Genomic DNA, 16846 nt, shown 5'->3' on the forward strand with positions numbered 1-16846 from the left:
GCTGCCGCGGCCGGGGACAAGCGGGCGCGTTCGGCTTCCGGTGGGCCCGAGGGCACTGGACACCGACCGCCGGAACCCGCCGCCTCACATCGACGTCGGGTCCGGCAACCGGCCCTCGTCCCGCGCGGCGAACCACGCCCCCGCCCGCAGCTCCAGCCACACCGCCAGGGTGACCGAGGCGAGCCAGCCCATCACCACCCCACCGAACCGGGGGCTGTCCGGGGACAGCTGCAGCAGGATCGTGCCCGAGCCGAGCGAGAGCAACACCGTACCCACCAGCGCGGCGACCAGGGACGCCGCTGCCGTGCCGACGAACAGCGGATCGGCCCACGGGATCGCCTCCCGCACCCAACTGCGCGCGGTGTCGGCGAAGGTCAGCACCGCGCCACCGGCCATCAGGGCGATGGCGTACGGCACATTCGGCCACAACGCGACGCCGATGATGATCACCAGGCCGACGATCGCCACCACACTCTGCTTGCGGGGCAGCCGCTCGGCCCACCACGCGGCGATCGCCAGCGCCGCCCCGACGCAGACCCCGGCCGCGCCCGGCCCGGTGCCGAGCCAGTCAGGTCCCAGCACCGTCGTGGAGTCGAGCAGGGTGCCCCAACCCAGAACGTTCCCGATCACCGCGAACGCCGCCGTCAGAGTGAGGCTCATCGCCGCCCCGGCAATCCCCGCCGGCCGGCGGGAGGTGGTGAGCAGCCGTGCCAGCCCCACCGCGACCACCCAGGCACCCAGAACGGTCGCGATCCCGGCGAGGACGGGCTGCGCGGTCCGATACCACGGCACCAGTCCACCGGCCAGCAGCGCGACCGGCCAGGTGGTGAGGGCCGCCGCCACCCAGGGTGCCGGTGCCCAGCGGCGGCGCAGGACCATCACCACCGCGACGACCAGCAGCGCGGCGAAGATGCCCGCCGCGGTGGCCATGATCGGCCCGCGGTGCTGCAGGGCCGCGACATCGGCGAGCAGGCGGTCGGCCGCCGACGCGGAGACCGGTCCGGGCACCACGCCGAGCGCGGCACCGGCGTCGGCCCCGGTGACCGTGGCCTGGGCCGACGCTGCCGGGGTGGACGCTGCCGGGGCGGTCGTCGTCGACGAGGCCGTCGAGGAAGCTGCGGCCGACGGGCTGGGCACTCCCGACGCCGACGTACCCGGGGCCGCCGTACGCAGGTGGGCGGTGATCGCTGCGCTGACATCGGGCAGGGTGATCACCCCGGGTTCCCCGGTGGTGGCCGAGGACAGCGCGCCGGGGACGGCGGTCGACCCGCGCGGGTCGACCCGATAGGCCAACTGCACCGAGGAGAGCGTCCGGGCTGCGGTCGGATCGAGTCGGATTCCCGGCGACGTCAGAGCTCCGGCCGGTCCCAGGCCGATGACGAGGACCGTGGTGTCGGGGCGTTCGACCAGGCGGCGGATCGCGTCCTCCGAGCCGAGCACGGGATCGACCAGGGTCACCCGGCAGTCGGCGGTGTAGCCGCCGGCAGCCCAGGCGCTGGGCTCGATGTAGTGGGCGACGGAGCCGTCCGGGGCCGCGGCGGCGAGGGCCGCCCCCGGTCCGACGGCCGTGATGCAGGACCGCGGGTCCGCCGGGTCGGCCGGGACCCGGCTCTGCAGCCGACCCAGGTCGACACCGTGCGGGCTGTTCAGGGTGGCGAGCTGGGACCAGTTGGAGACCGCCGCTCCACCGCTGCCGGACAGCCGGGCCGCGGGGGTGAGGACGATCTCGGGAGCGCAGTGGTCACCGGTCCGGGCCTGCGCCGCGGCGCCCAGGCTCAGCCAGGCCGCCGAGACGCACTCGCCCTGGTCCCGGCTGGAGGACACGACGCCGTACGCGGCGGTGGCGGCCCGAGAATCCAGCAGGTCACGGTCCGATGTCGACAGCGACGTACGCTCCCCGACCCCGATCACCACCAGGTCGCCGGCGGCCACCGGGGAGGGTGCCACCCGCACCGGTCGGGCGACCCCGAAGAGCACCCCCAGCACGACGGCGAGGCCGATCAGGTGACGCAGCCAGCGGTGCTGCCACCAGGCGCGGCGCCGCGCCGCGAGACCTTCCGGTGCGTCGGGGTGCGCACCTGCCCCGGATGCCCCGGCGGCGGTCCCCCTCCCGCCATCCGGTGTGCTCGTCGACACGGCCTCAGGACGCCCGCTGCAGATAGTCGATCAGACTGGCGAAGAAGGGCACGCCGTCAGTCGTCGGCGCCGCGGCCGGATCCACGTTGTGCTCCGGATGCGGCATCAGTCCCACGACGTTGCCGCGTTCGTTGGTGACGCCGGCGATGTCGTGGGCGGACCCGTTCGGGTTGTCGAGGTAGCGGAAGACGACCTGGTCGTTGTCCTCCAGCCGCTTCAGCGTGTCCTCGTCGGCGATGTAGTTGCCCTCGCCGGACTTCAGCACGATGGTGATCTCCTGGCCGCGCTTGAACGCGTTCGACCACACGGTGTCGCGGGTCTCGACACGCAGCTTCTGGTCGCGGCAGACGAAGGTCCGGGAGGCATTGCGCATCAGCGCACCGGGCAGCAGATGGGCCTCGGCCAGCACCTGGAAGCCGTTGCAGATGCCGAGCACCGGCAGCCCGTCGTTCGCGGCCGTGATCAGCTCCCCCATCACCGGGGAGAACCGGGCGATGGCGCCGCAGCGCAGGTAGTCGCCGTAGGAGAAGCCGCCCGGCAGGATGACGGCATCAACCCCCTCGAGGGTGTCATTGCCGTGCCACAGCGCGACCGGCTCGGAGCCGGTCAGCCGCACCGCCCGCGCGGCGTCCGAGTCGTCGAGAGTGCCCGGGAAGGTGACGACACCGATCCTGGTGGTCACTCTTCCACCCGGACGTCGAAGTTCTCGATCACCGTGTTGGCCAGCAGACGCTCGGCGGCCTCCCGGACCTCGACCAGGCGGTCCTCGGTCACGTCGCCGTCCACCTCGATCTCGAAGCGCTTGCCCTGACGTACGGACAGGCCGGAGAAGCCGAGGCGACCGAGCGCGCCGGTCACGGCCTTGCCCTGGGGGTCCAGGATCTCCGGCTTGGGCATGACGTCCACAATTACTCGGGCCATGGCGCCGATCCTATCGTGTCGCCCGCACCCCCTGCAGCGGACCGGCCGGCGGCGGGCACGGCACGGGGCCGATCGGCGAGCAACGCCTTGCCCTGCGCGGTGCTGAGCTGGCGGGGATCCGCCCGGGTCCGGGTGCCGGCCCGAACGGGCTCAGACCGAGGATCAGGCGAACCGCAGCCCGGTCAGCTGTTCGTACGCCCGGACGTAGCGCTCACGGGTCTGCTCGATCACCGCGGCCGGCAGTTCCGGCGGCGCCTGGCCGGAATTCCGGTCCCAGCCGGAATCGTGCAGCAGCCAGTTGCGAACGTACTGCTTGTCGTACGAGTCGAGCCGGCCACCCGGCTGCCAACTGGCGGCATCCCAGAAACGCGAGGAATCAGGAGTGAGCACCTCGTCGGCCAGCACGATCGTCCCGTCCGGGCGGACGCCGAACTCGAACTTGGTGTCGGCCAGGATGATCCCGCGGTCGCGGGCGACCTCCTCGGCGGTGCGGTAGATCCGCAGCGTGAGGTCGCGGATCGCCTCGCCGGTCTCCCGCCCGACGGTGCCGACCATGGTCTCGAAGTCGACATTCTCGTCGTGCTCGCCCAGTGCCGCCTTGGTGGCCGGGGTGAAGATCGGCTCGGCGAGCCGGGACCCGTCGACAAGCCCCTCGGGCAGGCCGATCCCGCAGACCGTCCGTGACTGCTGGTACTCGGCCCAGCCGGAGCCGGTGAGGTAGCCGCGGGCGACGCACTCGACCGGGATCATCTCGAGCTTCTCGACGACCAGCCCGCGCCGGGCGACCGCCGCGGGCACGTCGGTGGAGATGACGTGGTTGGGGACGATGTCGCGCAGCCGGTCGAACCACCACAGTGACAGCTGGGTGAGGATGGCGCCCTTGTCCGGGATGGTGGACGGCAGCACCCAATCGAAGGCCGAGATGTTGTCGGTGGCGACCATCAGCAGCCGATCGGCCTCGGGCAGGGCGTAGAGCTCGCGGACCTTGCCGGCATGAATGAGGGGCAGACCGAGTTCGGCGTATTGGCTCACGGGCTCATCCTGCCACCGGGAATGCCTCCTCGCCGGGGCCTTCCGGCCCACCACCCCGTCCCGCCGCCCGGAGACCGCTCCGCTCCAGCCATCGCAGGCGGTGGATACCGCCATCCGGAACGGCGGCAGACACGACCAGCTACTAAGGTTAGCCTTACCTGCGTTACGACCCGTCGATGGCGAAGGTACCACCGCGCCCACGGATCACAGGACTCCAAGAAAGCGTGGGACGCGGGATGCAAGGTATCTTCCTCGGCACCTTCCTCATCGGTCTGCGCGAGGGCCTGGAGGCCACCCTGATCGTCGGCATCGTGGCCGCCTTCCTCAAGCGCAACGGCCACTCGCTGCGGCCGATGGTCGCCGGGGTCGGACTCGCGGTGGCGATCAGCGTCGGCGTCGGGGTCGGACTCGACCTGTTCAGCGCTGCCCTGCCGCAGGCCCAGCAGGAGATGCTGGAGACCATCATCGGTGTGGTCGCGGTGGTGTTCGTCACCACCATGATCATGTGGATGAACCACAACGCCTCCCATCTCAAGGGCGAGCTGGAAAGCGAGGCGCAACAGGCGCTCGACACCGGCAGTCCGCTGGCACTGGCCGGGATGGCCTTCCTCGCCGTGCTCAAGGAGGGCTTCGAGACAGCGGTCTTCCTGCTCGCCGCCATCCAGGCCACCTCCGGCAGCTGGATCCTGGCGCTGGGAGGCGCGGTCGTCGGCATCCTGGTCGCGATCGGGATCGGGGTGGCGATCTACGTCGGCGGGGTCCGGCTCAACCTGTCCCGGTTCTTCCGGATCACCGGGGTCTTCCTCATCCTCGTCGCCGCCGGGCTGGTGATGAGTACGCTGCGCACCGCGCACGAAGCCGGCTGGGTGGTGATCGGCCAGCAGCGGGTGGCCGACCTGTCCTCGTGGATGCCGTCCACCTCGGTCCTCGGCGCGCTGCTGACCGGCATGTTCGGGATCCAGCAGGATCCCCGGCTGATCGAGGTGCTCGGCTGGGTGATGTACGTCGTCCCGGTCCTCATGCTCTTCCTGTGGCCGGCCCGGCTCACCCCGGCCCCGCGGGTCCGCCGCCGGATCCTGACCGGGCTCAGCGCCGGGCTGGTCGTCGTCGCGGCCGGGATGGCCACCCTCATCCCCGCCCACGGGGCGCCCCTGCCGGCCGCCGACCGGACCCTGCGCGACGCCTCGGGCGCACCGGTGCACGTCACCCTCGGCCCCGACGACGGTGGTACCCGTACCCTCACGGTCGATTCCGCCGGCACCACCCGGACCGTTCCCCTCCGGCCCGCCGGGCAGCGGAGTGTCGACGAGGTCCCGCTCGACGTCTGGCAGACCAAACAACCCGCCGATCCCGGGATCACCGCGACCCAGGTGAGCCTGGGCGAGCTCGCCGCGCTCACCGGCGGCCGGCTGCCGGTCGGCCTGACCGCTGAACGCACCCCCGGCCCGTTCAGCGCGCGGTGGAGCGCCAGCACGGTCTGGACCGTGCTCGCCTCCGGCGACGCACTGGTCGGCGCGGAGGCGTCCAGCACCCGGGTCGCCACGCTCACTGGCGGCGGCCTGGCCGGCGCCAAGACGATCAGCCTCGGCGGCCTCGACTCCGACTGGGCGGTCTCCGCCGAGGAGACCGCAGCCGCCGCCGACACGGTCGCCGCCGCGGCGAGTGACGCCGCCGAACGCATGCTCTGGCGGGCCTGGGTGCCCGTCGTCCTGCTCCTCGCCGCGGCCGGCACCGCCGGCTACCTGGTCAGGGACGCCCGCCGGCGCAGCACCACCTCCGCCCAAGACACCACCTCATCGGACAACACCTCATCACCGGACGAAAGGACACTGCAGCACCATGAAGCACCTTCCCCCTCAGACGAGCGGCTGGTCTCCTAGCCGCACCCGTTGGCCGGCGGTGCCCGCCTTGGGCCTGGCCGGCACCCTCCTGCTGAGCGGCTGCGGTGCCGGCGGCACCGCCGGCGGTTCCACCCCGTCCTCCTCCGGGGGCGTCAACGCGGTCGCGATCACCCTGACCAACGAGGGCGGCACGGACACCTGCGCCTTGGACACGACCTCCGTCCCGGCCGGTCCGGTCTCCTTCACGGTGACCAACCGGAGCGCGGCCGGGATCTCCGAGGTCGAGTTACTCAAGGACCAGCGGATCCTCGGCGAGAAGGAGAACCTCGCCCCCGGCCTCGCACCGGTCTCCTTCACCGTCACCCTCGACGGCGGCTCCTACCAGCTGTACTGCCCCGGAGCCGGCACCGAGCATCTCGACTTCACCGTCACCGGCGCGGCCGCCCCGGCACCCAGCGGGTCGGTGCAGACCATCCTCGCCGCGGGCGCCAAGGACTACGCCACGTACGTCGTCGATGAGATCAATCTGCTCCAGCAGGCGACCGCCGACCTCGACAAGGCCGTCCAGGCCGGCGACGTCGACGCCGCGAAGACCGCCTACGGGAAGGCCCGTCCTTACTACGAGCGGGCCGAGTCGAGTGTCGAGGGCTTCGTACTGTCCGGCCACGACGCCGAGGACAACGCCGGCAACCTCGACTACCTGATCGACATGCGCGAGTCGACCCCGGTCGACGAGAAGGTCGGCTGGTCCGGCTTCCACGCCATCGAGCGTGACCTGTGGCAGGACGGCAAGATCACCGACCAGACGAAGAAGTACAGCACCGACCTGGTGGCGAACATCGACCAGCTGGTCAAGGTCGTCGGCACCCTCGAATACCGGCCCGAGGACCTCGCCAACGGCGCCGCGGACCTGCTCGAAGAGGTCCAGAACACCAAGATCACCGGCGAGGAGGAGCAGTTCAGCCACCTCGACCTGGTCGACTTCGCCGGCAACGTCGAGGGTGCCCAACAGGCCTACGCCGCCCTACGGCCGGGCCTGGAGAAGATCGACCCGGCCCTGGTGACCACCATCGACCAGCAGTTCCAGACCGTGCTCGACACCCTGGACGGCTACCGGGACACCTCCGCACCGGGCGGTTACCAGACGTACACGCCGCAATTGCGCGCCAGTGACGCCGGCAAGCTCACCGCGGTGATCCAGCCGTTGCACGACTCGCTGGCCTCCATCGCGGAGAAGGTGGTGACCGCGAGTTGACCACCGAGGGCGTGGACGGACCACAGGAACCGCGCACCCCGCCCGACCGTACGCCGGAGATGCCGGAGGGGACGCCCGTCGCCCCCTCCGGCGCCGCGCCCGGGGTGTCGCGCCGGGGAATGATCGCGGGGGCGCTGTGGGGCGGTCTCGGCGGGGCGATCCTCGGCGGGGCCGGCGGTGGCGCGGCCGGGTGGGCGCTGGCCACCCGGGACCGGCCCGACACCATCGATCTCGGCAGCAGTCAGCCGTTCTACGGCCAGCCGCACCAAGGGGGTATCGCCACCGCGCCGCAGCGCTACAGCATGTTCACCGCCTTCTCGATGGCCGAATCGGCGACGACGCGGGACCTGCAGGTGCTGCTGGCCCGATGGTCGGCCGCGATCGCGGTGCTGCAGCGGGGTGATCCGGTCGGCACGGTGCAGCCCGACTCCCCGGTCCAGCCTCCCAAGGACACCGGCGAGGCGTACGGACTGAGTCCGGCGAATCTCACCGTCACGGTGGGACTCGGGCCCGGGCTCTTCGGGGATCGGTACGGGCTGGCGCGGTTCAAGCCGGCGGAGTTCGCCGCATTGCCCGCGCTCAACGGGGACACGCTCGACCCGCGGCTCACCGGTGGGGACCTGAGCGTGCAGGCCTGCGCCGACGACCCGCAGGTGTGCTATCACGCGGTGCGGAACCTGGCCCGAATCGGGCGCAGCACCGTCACCCCGTCCTGGACGGTGCTCGGCTTCGGCCGCGCCTCGGCCGGCCCGGGGCAGGACACACCGCGCAACCTGATGGGCTTCAAGGACGGCACCCGCAACGTCTCGACGCCGGAACAGTACGACCAGTGGGTGTGGATCCGCGGCGCGGACCAGCCGTGGATGGAGGGCGGCAGCTACCAGGTGGTACGGAAGATCCGGATGCTCCTGGAGACCTGGGACACCGACCGGATCGGCGACCAGCAGAGTGTCTTCGGGCGGGACAAGCGGGAGGGGGCACCCCTGTCGGGGCAGCACGAGTTCGACACCCCTGACTTCGCGGCCAGCGGTACGAACGGCGATCCGCTCATCCCGGCCACCTCACACATCGCGCTGGCGGCCCACGAGAACAACGACGGGACGCTGATCCTGCGCCGGCCGTACAACTACACCGACGGGCTGGACGCCGAGGGCCGACTCGATGCCGGGTTGTTGTTCATCTGCTACGTCAACCACCCCGAGCACTTCGTCCGGCTGCAGAACCGGCTGGGAGCATCCGACCGGCTCAACGAGTACATCCGGCACATCGGCTCGGCCGTCTTCGCAGTCCCGCCGGCGCCCGCCGAGGGCCACTACCTGGCCGAGACGCTGTTCGGTTGATCCGGGGCGATTGATTCCGGGTCGGCTGATCCGTCGGCTGATCCCGGGCGGCGGCCGATCGGACCGGCCTCGGGGAGGTTTCCCCGCCGGGGGCGGGACTGCTCAGAGCACCGCCCCCGGCAGGTACGCCGCAGCATCGGGGTGGGCGTCGACGATCGTCTGGATCCGGTCAGTGATCCGGGCGACCTGGTGGCGGGCGGTACCGGTCAGGTCCAGCGGGTCGGTGACCAGGCCGGCGAGTTCCTCGCGGGACAGGCCCAGCCGCACATCGGCCGCGAGCCGGTCGAACAGGTCGTTGTCCTTGCGGCCGGTCTCGCGCATCTCGAGCGCCACGGCGACGGCGTTCTCCTTGATCGCCTCGTGCGCGTGCTCGCGGCCGATGCCCTTGCGGACCGCGGCCATCAGCACCTTGGTGGTGGTGAGGAACGGCAGGTAGCGCTGCAGTTCGGCCTCGATCACGGCCGGGAAGGCGCCGAAGTCGTGCAGCACCGTGAGGAACGTCTCGAACAGCCCGTCGAGGCAGTAGAACGCGTCCGGCAGCACCACCCGGCGGACCACCGAGCAGGACACGTCACCCTCGTTCCACTGGGTGCCGGCGACGTCGGCGATCATCGTCAGGTAGCCCTTGAGGATCACCGACATGCCGTTGACCCGTTCGCAGGAGCGGGTGTTCATCTTGTGCGGCATCGCCGAGGACCCGACCTGGCCGGGCTTGAACCCCTCGGTGACCAGCTCGTTGCCGGCCATCAGTCGGATCGCGGTGGCCACATCGGATGGCCCGGCGGCCACCTGGACCAGCGCCGAGACGACGTCGAAGTCCAGCGACCGCGGGTAGACCTGGCCGGTCGAGGTGAGCACGGTGCTGAAGCCGAGCCCGTCGGCGAGGCGGCGCTCGAGCTCGTCCAGCTTGTTCTGGTCCCCGTCGAGCAGGTCGAGCATGTCCTGGCTGGTGCCGACCGGCCCCTTCATGCCCCGCAGCGGGAAGTGTGCCAGCACCTCGCCGATCCGCTCGTACGCCACCAGCAGTTCGTCGGCGCCGGTGGCGAATCGCTTGCCGAGGGTGGTGATCTGGGCGGCGACGTTGTGCGAGCGCCCGGCGATCGGCTGGTCGGCGTACTGGACGGCGAGCCGGCCGAGCTGGGCGAGCGCGGCGACGATCCTGTCACGGATCACCTGCAGCGCCTCGCGGGTCTGCCACTGCTCGACGTTCTCGGTCAGGTCGCGCGAGGTCATCCCCTTGTGGATGTGCTCGTAGCCGGCCAGCGCGCAGAACTCTTCGATCCGCGCCTTGACGTCGTGCCGGGTGACCTTCTCGCGGGCGTTGATCGAGTCGAGGTCGACCACGTTGGCGACCGTCCGGTAGGCCTCGATCACGGTGTCCGGGTCGTCACCGCCGAAGTCCACCCCGAGATCGCGCTGGGCCTCCAGGACGGTGATCCACAGCCGACGCTCGGCGATGATCTTGTTCTCCGGCGACCAGATGCGGCGCATCTGCTCGCTGGCGTAGCGGGTGGCCAGGACGTTGGGGACGGTCACGGTGGTCCTTTCGGCGGCGGGGATCAAGTGCCGGAATCAAGTGGTGGGGATCAGGCCGCGGGGCGGGTACGGGGATCAGGCCGCGGGGCGGGTGCGGGCCGGAGCTCAGAACGAGACCTCACCGCGGGCCGCCCGCAGCGCGATGTCGGTACGGAAGAAACCGCCGGGCAGGTGGATGTCCTCCAGCCGGTGGTAGGCGCGGACCCGGGCCTCGGCGAGGGAGTCTCCGGTGCCGACGACGGTGAGCACCCGCCCACCGGCCGACACCAGCCGACCCCGCGCGTCGAGGGCGGTGCCGGCCTGGATGACACCGGTGGTGTCGTGGGTCACCCCGATGATCACATCGCCCTTGCGGGGGGCTGCCGGGTAGCCGTCCGCGGCAAGCACCACGCCCACCGCGAAGCCGGACCCGAACTCCAGCGGCACCTCCGGGTCGAGCGCCCCGGTGGCCGCGGCGTACAGCACCTGGCCGAGCGGCGAGGTGAGCCGGGCCAGCAGCGGCTGGGTCTCCGGATCGCCGAACCGTACGTTGAACTCGACGACCCGCAGGCCCTTCGAGGTGAGTGCCAGCCCGGCGTAGAGCAGGCCGACGAACGGGGTGCCCCGGCGGGCCATCTCGTCAATGGTCGGCTGGATGACGACGTCGACGACCTGCTGCGTGAGGTCGGCCGGGGCCCAGGGCAGCGGGGTGTACGCGCCCATGCCGCCGGTGTTGGGACCGCGGTTATCGTCGCCGACCCGCTTGAAGTCCTGGGCCGGGTCGAACGGCAGCACGGTGGTGCCGTCGCAGATGGCGAACAGGCTCACCTCGGGCCCGTCCAGGTATTCCTCGATGACGACCCGCTGGCAGGCCGCGGCGTGCGCCAGGGCCGCGGCCCGGTCGGAGGTCACCACGACGCCCTTGCCGGCGGCCAGCCCGTCGTCCTTCACGACGTACGGGGCGCCGAACTCGTCCAGCGCTGCGGCGGCCTCCGCCGGCGTCGTACACACCCGGGCGGCGGCGGTCGGGACGTGCGCGGCCGCCATCACCTCCTTGGCGAAGGCCTTGGAGCCCTCCAGCCGGGCGGCCGCTTTCGAGGGGCCGAAGCAGGGGATGCCGGCGGCCCGGACGGCGTCCGCGACCCCGGCGACGAGCGGCGCCTCCGGCCCGACGACCACCAGCTCCACCCCCAGCGAGGTGGCGAGGGCCGCGACCGCCGCCGGATCGGTCTGGTCGACCGGGTGGTTGGTGGCGAACACCGACGTGCCTGGATTGCCCGGGGCGACATGGACCCGCGACACGGCGGGGTCACGGCTGATGGCCAGGGCGAGGGCGTGCTCGCGGCCACCGGAGCCGATGACCAGGACTGACTGCGGCTGCATCACCCCCTCAGCCTACCGACCGGCCCCGACGCCCACCCACTCGAGACGTACGGCGACCCGCCACTCCGCCATTCCTTGATCGGTGGGCATAGTCGCCCCCGGATCGAGGAATGGCGGAGACCCGGTCCGCCCCGGATCAACGAACCCGACCAGGCCCCCGGATCAACGAACCCGAGCCGGCCGCCGACACCTGGGGCACCGCTTGATTTCCCCGGGCCAGCCTTGCTGTCGGAGCACCTGCGCCACCACCTCCGCCGTCTGGCACGGACGGCGCAGGACATCCGACCAGCCGAGTCTGATCGTCCGGAAACCCAACAGAGTATTCGCGTTGTCCCGCCGCATGTCCCGGAACCGGCCCTCCCCCTCGTGCCCCGCACGCCCGTCCAGCTCGAGGACCAGTTGGTATTCCTCGATCAGGCAGTCGACGCGCATCCATTGCCCGGTCCGCACCTGGCGGCGCCCGCGGGGCAGGTCGTGCGCGGCCAGGACGTCGATGTCGTTGTGGTACTCCAGCGGGCTCTCATACCCTCTGCGCTGCGAGGTCAGGTACGTCAACAGGCGCCGATGCCGGACCCGGGAGCGGCGCTCGATCGCGGCCCGCAGAAGACTCTCCGAGGTCCGTCGGGTCGCCAGTGCCCGGGTCGCCACGCTCAACGTACGGTCCGTGTCAGAGAAGCCGGCGACATCGAGCACCGTATCAGCGACATCGGTGTAGGCCGGCCGACCTGATGCCCTCGCCAGACGGCCATGGCCGTCACAGCGCAATCGCCATCGCATCCGAGCCTCACGATGTGACGACGCAACGGGAACCCACAGATCGATGACGGGCGGCTCCGTACCGGTGAGGCCATAGCGGTAGGCCGCCGCCTCACCACCGATGGCGCACGGCACCCCCGCCCACAGCACACCGGCCCGGATCCACTGCCGCCAGGTCGGTTCGGCGCCCGTGCAGTAGATCCCCTGGTCGAGGCGATGCCAGCTGCCATGGTCGAGCAGGGAGCGCAGGTCGTCCGGGGTGACGCCGCACCGGAGCGCCTGTGCACGGGTGATCACCCCGCCCTGGCGCTCGAGGCGGTACCGGACATCAGCGGGGAGGACGAAGATCGGTCTCACGTCCCGAGTGTGGAGCGCTCGCCCTCCGGGGCGGCCACACTCGACCGGGTCTGTGGATAACACCCAGCCAGCCCAGTTCTTGATCCGGGGGCCGGCCCAGTTCTTGATCCGGGGGCGTAGTCACCCACCGATCAAGGAGTGGAGATCAGACGTTCTCGTGCTCGGCGGACGGGGCCGCGGCGCGCTGAGGGGCGGAGCCCTTCGAGCGCGTGGACCGCAGGATCTCGATGCCCATCGGGAGCAGCGAGACGACGACGATGATGATGGCGATCAGGTCGACGTGGTTCGCGACCAGCGGGACGCCGCCCAGGAAGTAGCCGGCGGCCGACATGATGCCGACCCACAGGAACCCGCCCAGGGCGTTCCAGCCGATGAAGTGGCGGTACGGGTGACGAACCATGCCGGCGACCAGCGGAACGTACGTCCGGACGACCGGGACGAACCGGGCCAGCACCAGCGAACGGCCACCGTACTTGTGGAAGAAATCCTCGGCGCGGTTCAGATGCTCGGTCTTCAGCACCCGAGCATCGTCCTTGAACAGGCGGCGGCCGAACCGGCTGCCGAGGAAGTACCCCACCTGGTCACCCAGGAAGGCACAGACGAAGGCGACCAGGATCAGCACCCAGATGTTGATGTTCAGCTTGTCCGGTCCGTGCAGCAGCGCCGCGGTGAAGAGCAGGGAGTCGCCGGGGAGGAAGGGAAAGAGCAGGCCGGATTCGATGAACACCATCAGCGCAACACCGAACAGTGCCCACGGTCCGAGTTGCTGAAGCAGGTCGCCAGGGTTGCTGAGGAAGTGCAGTCCAGGAATCGCCTGCGGAACGAGTGTCACCAAATCCATGCCTCTCATCGTGCGGCATCCGTCTGTGCGCTCTCTGAACCGAGGGGCTCAACCGGCACATTTTCGCCGAGATTCTCAGCAGATCCACAGGCCAAGAGTAGAAATTCTCACGGTTCTCACAGGAAGGAGTTCGGTGGCTGTCGCCGCGGGCGCCTCAGGTCGACCCGAGCCCATCGCGTCGGCGGCCGTCCCCCGACGGGCTCGGGTCAGCAGGGTCCGTGCCCGCCGGACCGCAGGTCAGCGGAGCCCACTGTCCAGTTCGGCCAGCCGTACGGCCGCGTCCATCGCCCACCAGAACATCGCCTCGTGGACGGCGGCCGCGGTGGGCCAGGCACGGGAGTCCCAGGCCTCCCCGGCCAACGAGTCGGCACCGAAGAGGATCTGGCCGAGACACACCTCGCGGTAGCGCGCCACCGCCATCATCGCAGCAGCCTCCATCTCGACCACGGCGCAGCCCTGGCCCATCCGCCGCTGCACCCGGCCACGGGTCTCGCGGTAGATGGCGTCGGTGGTCCAGGTACGTCCCGCGGAGAAGCCCACCCCGGCCTCGACCAGGGCCTCCCGGCAGGCCCGGACGCCGACCGGGTCGGCCTCGACCACCGGCGACGGGAGCAGGTACTGGGCGCTGGTCCCTTCGTCGCGCAGCGCGCTGGTGACGACGAACGGGTGCCCCATCACCAGTTCGGAGCGCAGCACCCCGGCCGATCCCACCGCAACGAAGCGCCGGGCGCCCATGGCGATGAGTTCCTCCATCACCATCGCGGTGTGCGGGGCACCCATCGACGGGTAGCACCAGCCGACCCGTACGCCCCGGTGGTCCCGCTCGTAGAGCGGGCGCGGCTCGAGGACGTCGCTGATCGTCCGGCTCAGCCGGGAGCCCTCCCGGGCACCGATCTCGCTGACGGTCTGCGGCAGGAAGGCCAGCACGACGGTGGCCGGCACGTCGGCGCGGGGGTAGAGCGCCGAAGGTTCGAGGAAGCCCTCCTGTTCCAGGTCCGCGGCAAGGTCTGCGGACGAGTCCAGCGGGAACGGTGGCTCGGGCGTGGCGGCAGGATCCGTCATCGGGGTCTCCTCCTTCGGTGCCCGTCGGTCCTTCGGCACCCTCGGGGCGTCACGTGTGTCGCGCCGCTCAGGCGCCCACCGCGCCGACCAGGTCGTGGACCATCACGACCTGCTCGCGGCCGGGGCCGACACCGATGCCGGAGATCCGGCAGCGACACAGCTCCTCGAGGCGATGGACGTAGCGCTGGGCGTTGACCGGCAGCTCCTCGAACGCACGACACTCACTGATGTCCTCGCTCCAGCCGTCGAGGAACTCGTAGACCGGCCTGGCGTGGTGGAAGTCGGTCTGGTTCGCCGGCAGGGTCTCAACCCGCTCACCGTTGATGTCGTACGCCACGCAGACCGGGATCTTGTCCCAACCGGAGAGCACGTCGAGCTTGGTGAGGAAGAGGTCGGTCGCGCCGTTGTAGGTGGCGGCCGCCTCGACGACGAGCGCGTCGAACCAGCCGGTGCGCCGCTTCCGCCCGGTGGTGACGCCGTACTCGTGGCCGATCTCGCGCAGCTTGTCGCCGTCCTGGTCGAACAGCTCGGTCGGGAACGGCCCCTCCCCCACCCGGGTGGTGTAGGCCTTGGCGATGCCGATCACCCGCTCGATCCTCGTCGGGCCGACCCCGGAGCCGGTCAGCGCGCCGCCGGCGGTCGGGTTGGAGGAGGTGACGTACGGGTAGGTGCCGTGGTCCACGTCCAGGTGGTGCGCCTGGGCGCCCTCGAACAGCACGGTCTTGCCCTGATCGAGCGCGGTGTTGAGCACCCGGGCGACGTCGGCCACGTGCGGCCGGACCCGCTCGGCGTACGCCAGCAGACCGTCGGCGATCTGGGTCGGGTCGATCTGCCGGCGGTTGTACATCTTGACCAGCAACTGGTTCTTCTGGTCCAGCGCGGCCTCGACCTTCTGGTGCAGGATCGACGCGTCGAAGAGGTCCTGGACCCGCAGGCCCAGCCGGTTGACCTTGTCTGCGTACGCCGGGCCGATGCCGCGGCCGGTGGTGCCGATCTTCCGCTTGCCGAGGAACCGCTCGGTCACCTTGTCCATCGTCTGGTGGTAGGGGGTGATCAGGTGTGCGTTCGGCGAGATGAGCAGTCGGTCGGTGTTGACCCCGCGGTCGGCCAGATCGTCGATCTCCTGGAAGAGGACGGCCAGGTCGACCACGACGCCGTTGGCGATGCAGGGAACGGCGTTCTCGTTGAGGATGCCCGACGGCAGCAGGTGCATGGCGAAGGATTCACCGTTCACCACCACGGTGTGGCCGGCGTTGTTGCCGCCGGAGTAGCGGACGACGTAGTCGACGGAGTCGCCGAGCTGGTCGGTCGCCTTGCCCTTCCCCTCGTCACCCCACTGGGTGCCGATCACGATGATTCCGGCCACGAAGTGCCACCTCTCCCCACACGCGACGTCCCCGCGGCGAGCGCAGGTCTCTTCGACCGGGGCACGCGACCGCGTCATCCCCGGGACGGCCCACGTTCGCCGGACCGACCAGCTCACTCTACCGAGCGGTGCCGACACTGGTCCGGCAGGACACGGGACGGACGAGCCGTCGGTCTGTGACAGCGGGTCGACCAGCCGGCAAACCGACCGCAGCTGGCCACCAACAGCCGGCAGTACGGACCGATCAGCCCGCGTACGGGCTGTCCAGCACCCGGTCGGAGGGCTCGTCCTCGGCCGCGGCACGGGCCTCGCGGTCATCGCGGGACGGGCCCGACATCGGCGAGGCGGTCTGGCGCTCGCCGGCCTCCTCGACCACCTCGTCCATCTGCTCGTCGGTGCCGTCACCGACGCCCTCGTTCCCGGTGCCGCGGGCGACCGGGCGTTCGGCGGTGAGGGCGTCGTAGCCGGTCTGCGAGGAGTCGCGCAGGAACTGGGCACAGCGCTCGTACTCGTCGTCCTCGCCGATCCGGTGCGCGGCCACGGCGAGCGCCCACAGCGCCTTGAGGAAGCCACGGTTCGGCGTGTGCTCCCAGGGCACGGCGCCGAAGCCCTTCCAGCCGTTGCGGCGCAGCTGGTCCAAGCCGCGGTGATAGCCGGTCCGGGCGTACGCGTACGCCGCCACGTCGCCCTCCCGGGAACCCATGTTGAGCGAACCCTCCGCGAGCAGCGCCCAGCACAGGCTGGACTGCGGGTACGCGCACACGATGTCAAGGAACCGCTCCCGACCGTGGTCCGCGAGTTCGACGACTGCCGGGTCCTCCGGCAGGCGCGTCACCGGAGCCTCATCGGCCAGCAGGTTGTGGTGGGTCTCGCTCATGTCATTAGCCTAACCATTATCGACTCCGCGGGGGATCCTCCGCGGCGCGCTTCGCCTTCGGGGCCAGGGATGGAAGACCGCCGGCAGAGGGGCGCCCCCGGACAGCCCACGGGGTCCCGGACCGATGGCCCGGGACCCCGTGGCGTCCGTTGTGCAAGTACGCC

The 16846-nt window shown here is 70.9% G+C and carries 14 protein-coding genes; 3 read left to right on the plus strand and 11 right to left on the minus strand.

What is annotated here, in order from left to right:
- Positions 1-84 precede the first annotated feature (84 nt).
- From R0145_RS14445 to R0145_RS14455, 4 genes are all read right to left on the minus strand, one after another.
- The gene (locus tag R0145_RS14445; protein WP_317837566.1) at positions 85-2136 is read right to left on the minus strand and encodes a hypothetical protein; all 2052 of its coding nucleotides are present in this window, start codon (positions 2134-2136) and stop codon (positions 85-87) included.
- Between the two features lie 4 nt (positions 2137-2140).
- Complete coding sequence (gene purQ, locus R0145_RS14450; protein ID WP_317837567.1) at positions 2141-2818, minus strand: phosphoribosylformylglycinamidine synthase subunit PurQ; 678 nt, start codon at positions 2816-2818, stop codon at positions 2141-2143.
- On the minus strand, positions 2815-3057 hold the full coding sequence (gene purS, locus R0145_RS18485; protein ID WP_411742054.1) for a phosphoribosylformylglycinamidine synthase subunit PurS: 243 nt from the start codon (positions 3055-3057) through the stop codon (positions 2815-2817). The genes purQ and purS overlap by 4 nt, the downstream gene beginning before the upstream one ends.
- 162 nt (positions 3058-3219) lie before the next feature.
- Positions 3220-4089: a phosphoribosylaminoimidazolesuccinocarboxamide synthase gene (locus R0145_RS14455; protein ID WP_411742055.1), complete on the minus strand. Its 870-nt coding sequence runs from the start codon at positions 4087-4089 to the stop codon at positions 3220-3222.
- Between the two features lie 236 nt (positions 4090-4325).
- On the opposite strand from R0145_RS14455, the gene efeU reads away from it, so the two are divergent.
- The 3 genes from efeU to efeB are packed head-to-tail and all read left to right on the plus strand — an operon-like array spanning position 4326 to position 8525.
- Positions 4326-5969 (plus strand): iron uptake transporter permease EfeU, encoded by a 1644-nt coding sequence (gene efeU / locus R0145_RS14460; RefSeq protein ID WP_317837568.1) that lies wholly within the window; start codon positions 4326-4328, stop codon positions 5967-5969.
- 19 nt (positions 5970-5988) lie between these two features.
- Positions 5989-7185 carry an iron uptake system protein EfeO gene (gene efeO, locus R0145_RS14465; protein WP_317837569.1) on the plus strand — a complete coding sequence of 399 codons (1197 nt, stop codon included), beginning with the start codon at positions 5989-5991 and terminating at the stop codon, positions 7183-7185.
- On the plus strand, positions 7182-8525 hold the full coding sequence (gene efeB, locus R0145_RS14470) for an iron uptake transporter deferrochelatase/peroxidase subunit (RefSeq protein ID WP_317837570.1): 1344 nt from the start codon (positions 7182-7184) through the stop codon (positions 8523-8525). The genes efeO and efeB overlap by 4 nt, the downstream gene beginning before the upstream one ends.
- Positions 8526-8627: 102 nt before the next feature.
- On the opposite strand, the gene purB is transcribed toward efeB, so the two are convergent.
- The 7 genes from purB to R0145_RS18490 form a co-directional block, all read right to left on the minus strand.
- On the minus strand, positions 8628-10061 hold the full coding sequence (gene purB, locus R0145_RS14475) for an adenylosuccinate lyase (protein WP_317837571.1): 1434 nt from the start codon (positions 10059-10061) through the stop codon (positions 8628-8630).
- A gap of 105 nt (positions 10062-10166) precedes the next feature.
- Entirely contained in the window at positions 10167-11423 is a 1257-nt protein-coding gene (gene purD / locus R0145_RS14480) for a phosphoribosylamine--glycine ligase (protein ID WP_317840259.1), read from the minus strand.
- Between the two features lie 162 nt (positions 11424-11585).
- Positions 11586-12536: a type IV toxin-antitoxin system AbiEi family antitoxin domain-containing protein gene (locus R0145_RS14485; protein ID WP_317837572.1), complete on the minus strand. Its 951-nt coding sequence runs from the start codon at positions 12534-12536 to the stop codon at positions 11586-11588.
- 145 nt (positions 12537-12681) lie between these two features.
- Positions 12682-13377, minus strand: coding sequence for a DedA family protein (locus tag R0145_RS14490; protein ID WP_317837573.1), 696 nt, complete (start codon positions 13375-13377; stop codon positions 12682-12684).
- Between the two features lie 237 nt (positions 13378-13614).
- Positions 13615-14439 carry a nucleoside phosphorylase gene (locus R0145_RS14495; RefSeq protein WP_317837574.1) on the minus strand — a complete coding sequence of 275 codons (825 nt, stop codon included), beginning with the start codon at positions 14437-14439 and terminating at the stop codon, positions 13615-13617.
- A gap of 67 nt (positions 14440-14506) precedes the next feature.
- A complete protein-coding gene (locus R0145_RS14500) occupies positions 14507-15805 on the minus strand; it encodes an adenylosuccinate synthase (protein WP_317837575.1) in 1299 nt (432 codons plus the stop codon).
- A gap of 244 nt (positions 15806-16049) precedes the next feature.
- Positions 16050-16682 (minus strand): DUF3151 domain-containing protein, encoded by a 633-nt coding sequence (locus R0145_RS18490; protein ID WP_411742056.1) that lies wholly within the window; start codon positions 16680-16682, stop codon positions 16050-16052.
- Between the last annotated feature and the right edge of the window lie 164 nt (positions 16683-16846).

This window comes from Raineyella sp. W15-4, from assembly GCF_033170155.1.
Taxonomy (GTDB): Bacteria; Actinomycetota; Actinomycetes; order Propionibacteriales; family Propionibacteriaceae; genus Raineyella.

Excerpts from the sequence above, each read along its gene's own strand:
- purS (WP_411742054.1), bottom strand. The coding sequence starts at position 3,057 with ATGGCCCGAGTAATTGTGGACGTCATGCCCAAGCCGGAGATCCTGGAC.
- efeU (WP_317837568.1), top strand. The coding sequence starts at position 4,326 with ATGCAAGGTATCTTCCTCGGCACCTTCCTCATCGGTCTGCGCGAGGGC.
- purD (WP_317840259.1), bottom strand. The coding sequence starts at position 11,423 with ATGCAGCCGCAGTCAGTCCTGGTCATCGGCTCCGGTGGCCGCGAGCAC.
- R0145_RS14490 (WP_317837573.1), bottom strand. The coding sequence starts at position 13,377 with ATGGATTTGGTGACACTCGTTCCGCAGGCGATTCCTGGACTGCACTTC.
- R0145_RS14495 (WP_317837574.1), bottom strand. The coding sequence starts at position 14,439 with ATGACGGATCCTGCCGCCACGCCCGAGCCACCGTTCCCGCTGGACTCG.
- R0145_RS18490 (WP_411742056.1), bottom strand. The coding sequence starts at position 16,682 with ATGAGCGAGACCCACCACAACCTGCTGGCCGATGAGGCTCCGGTGACG.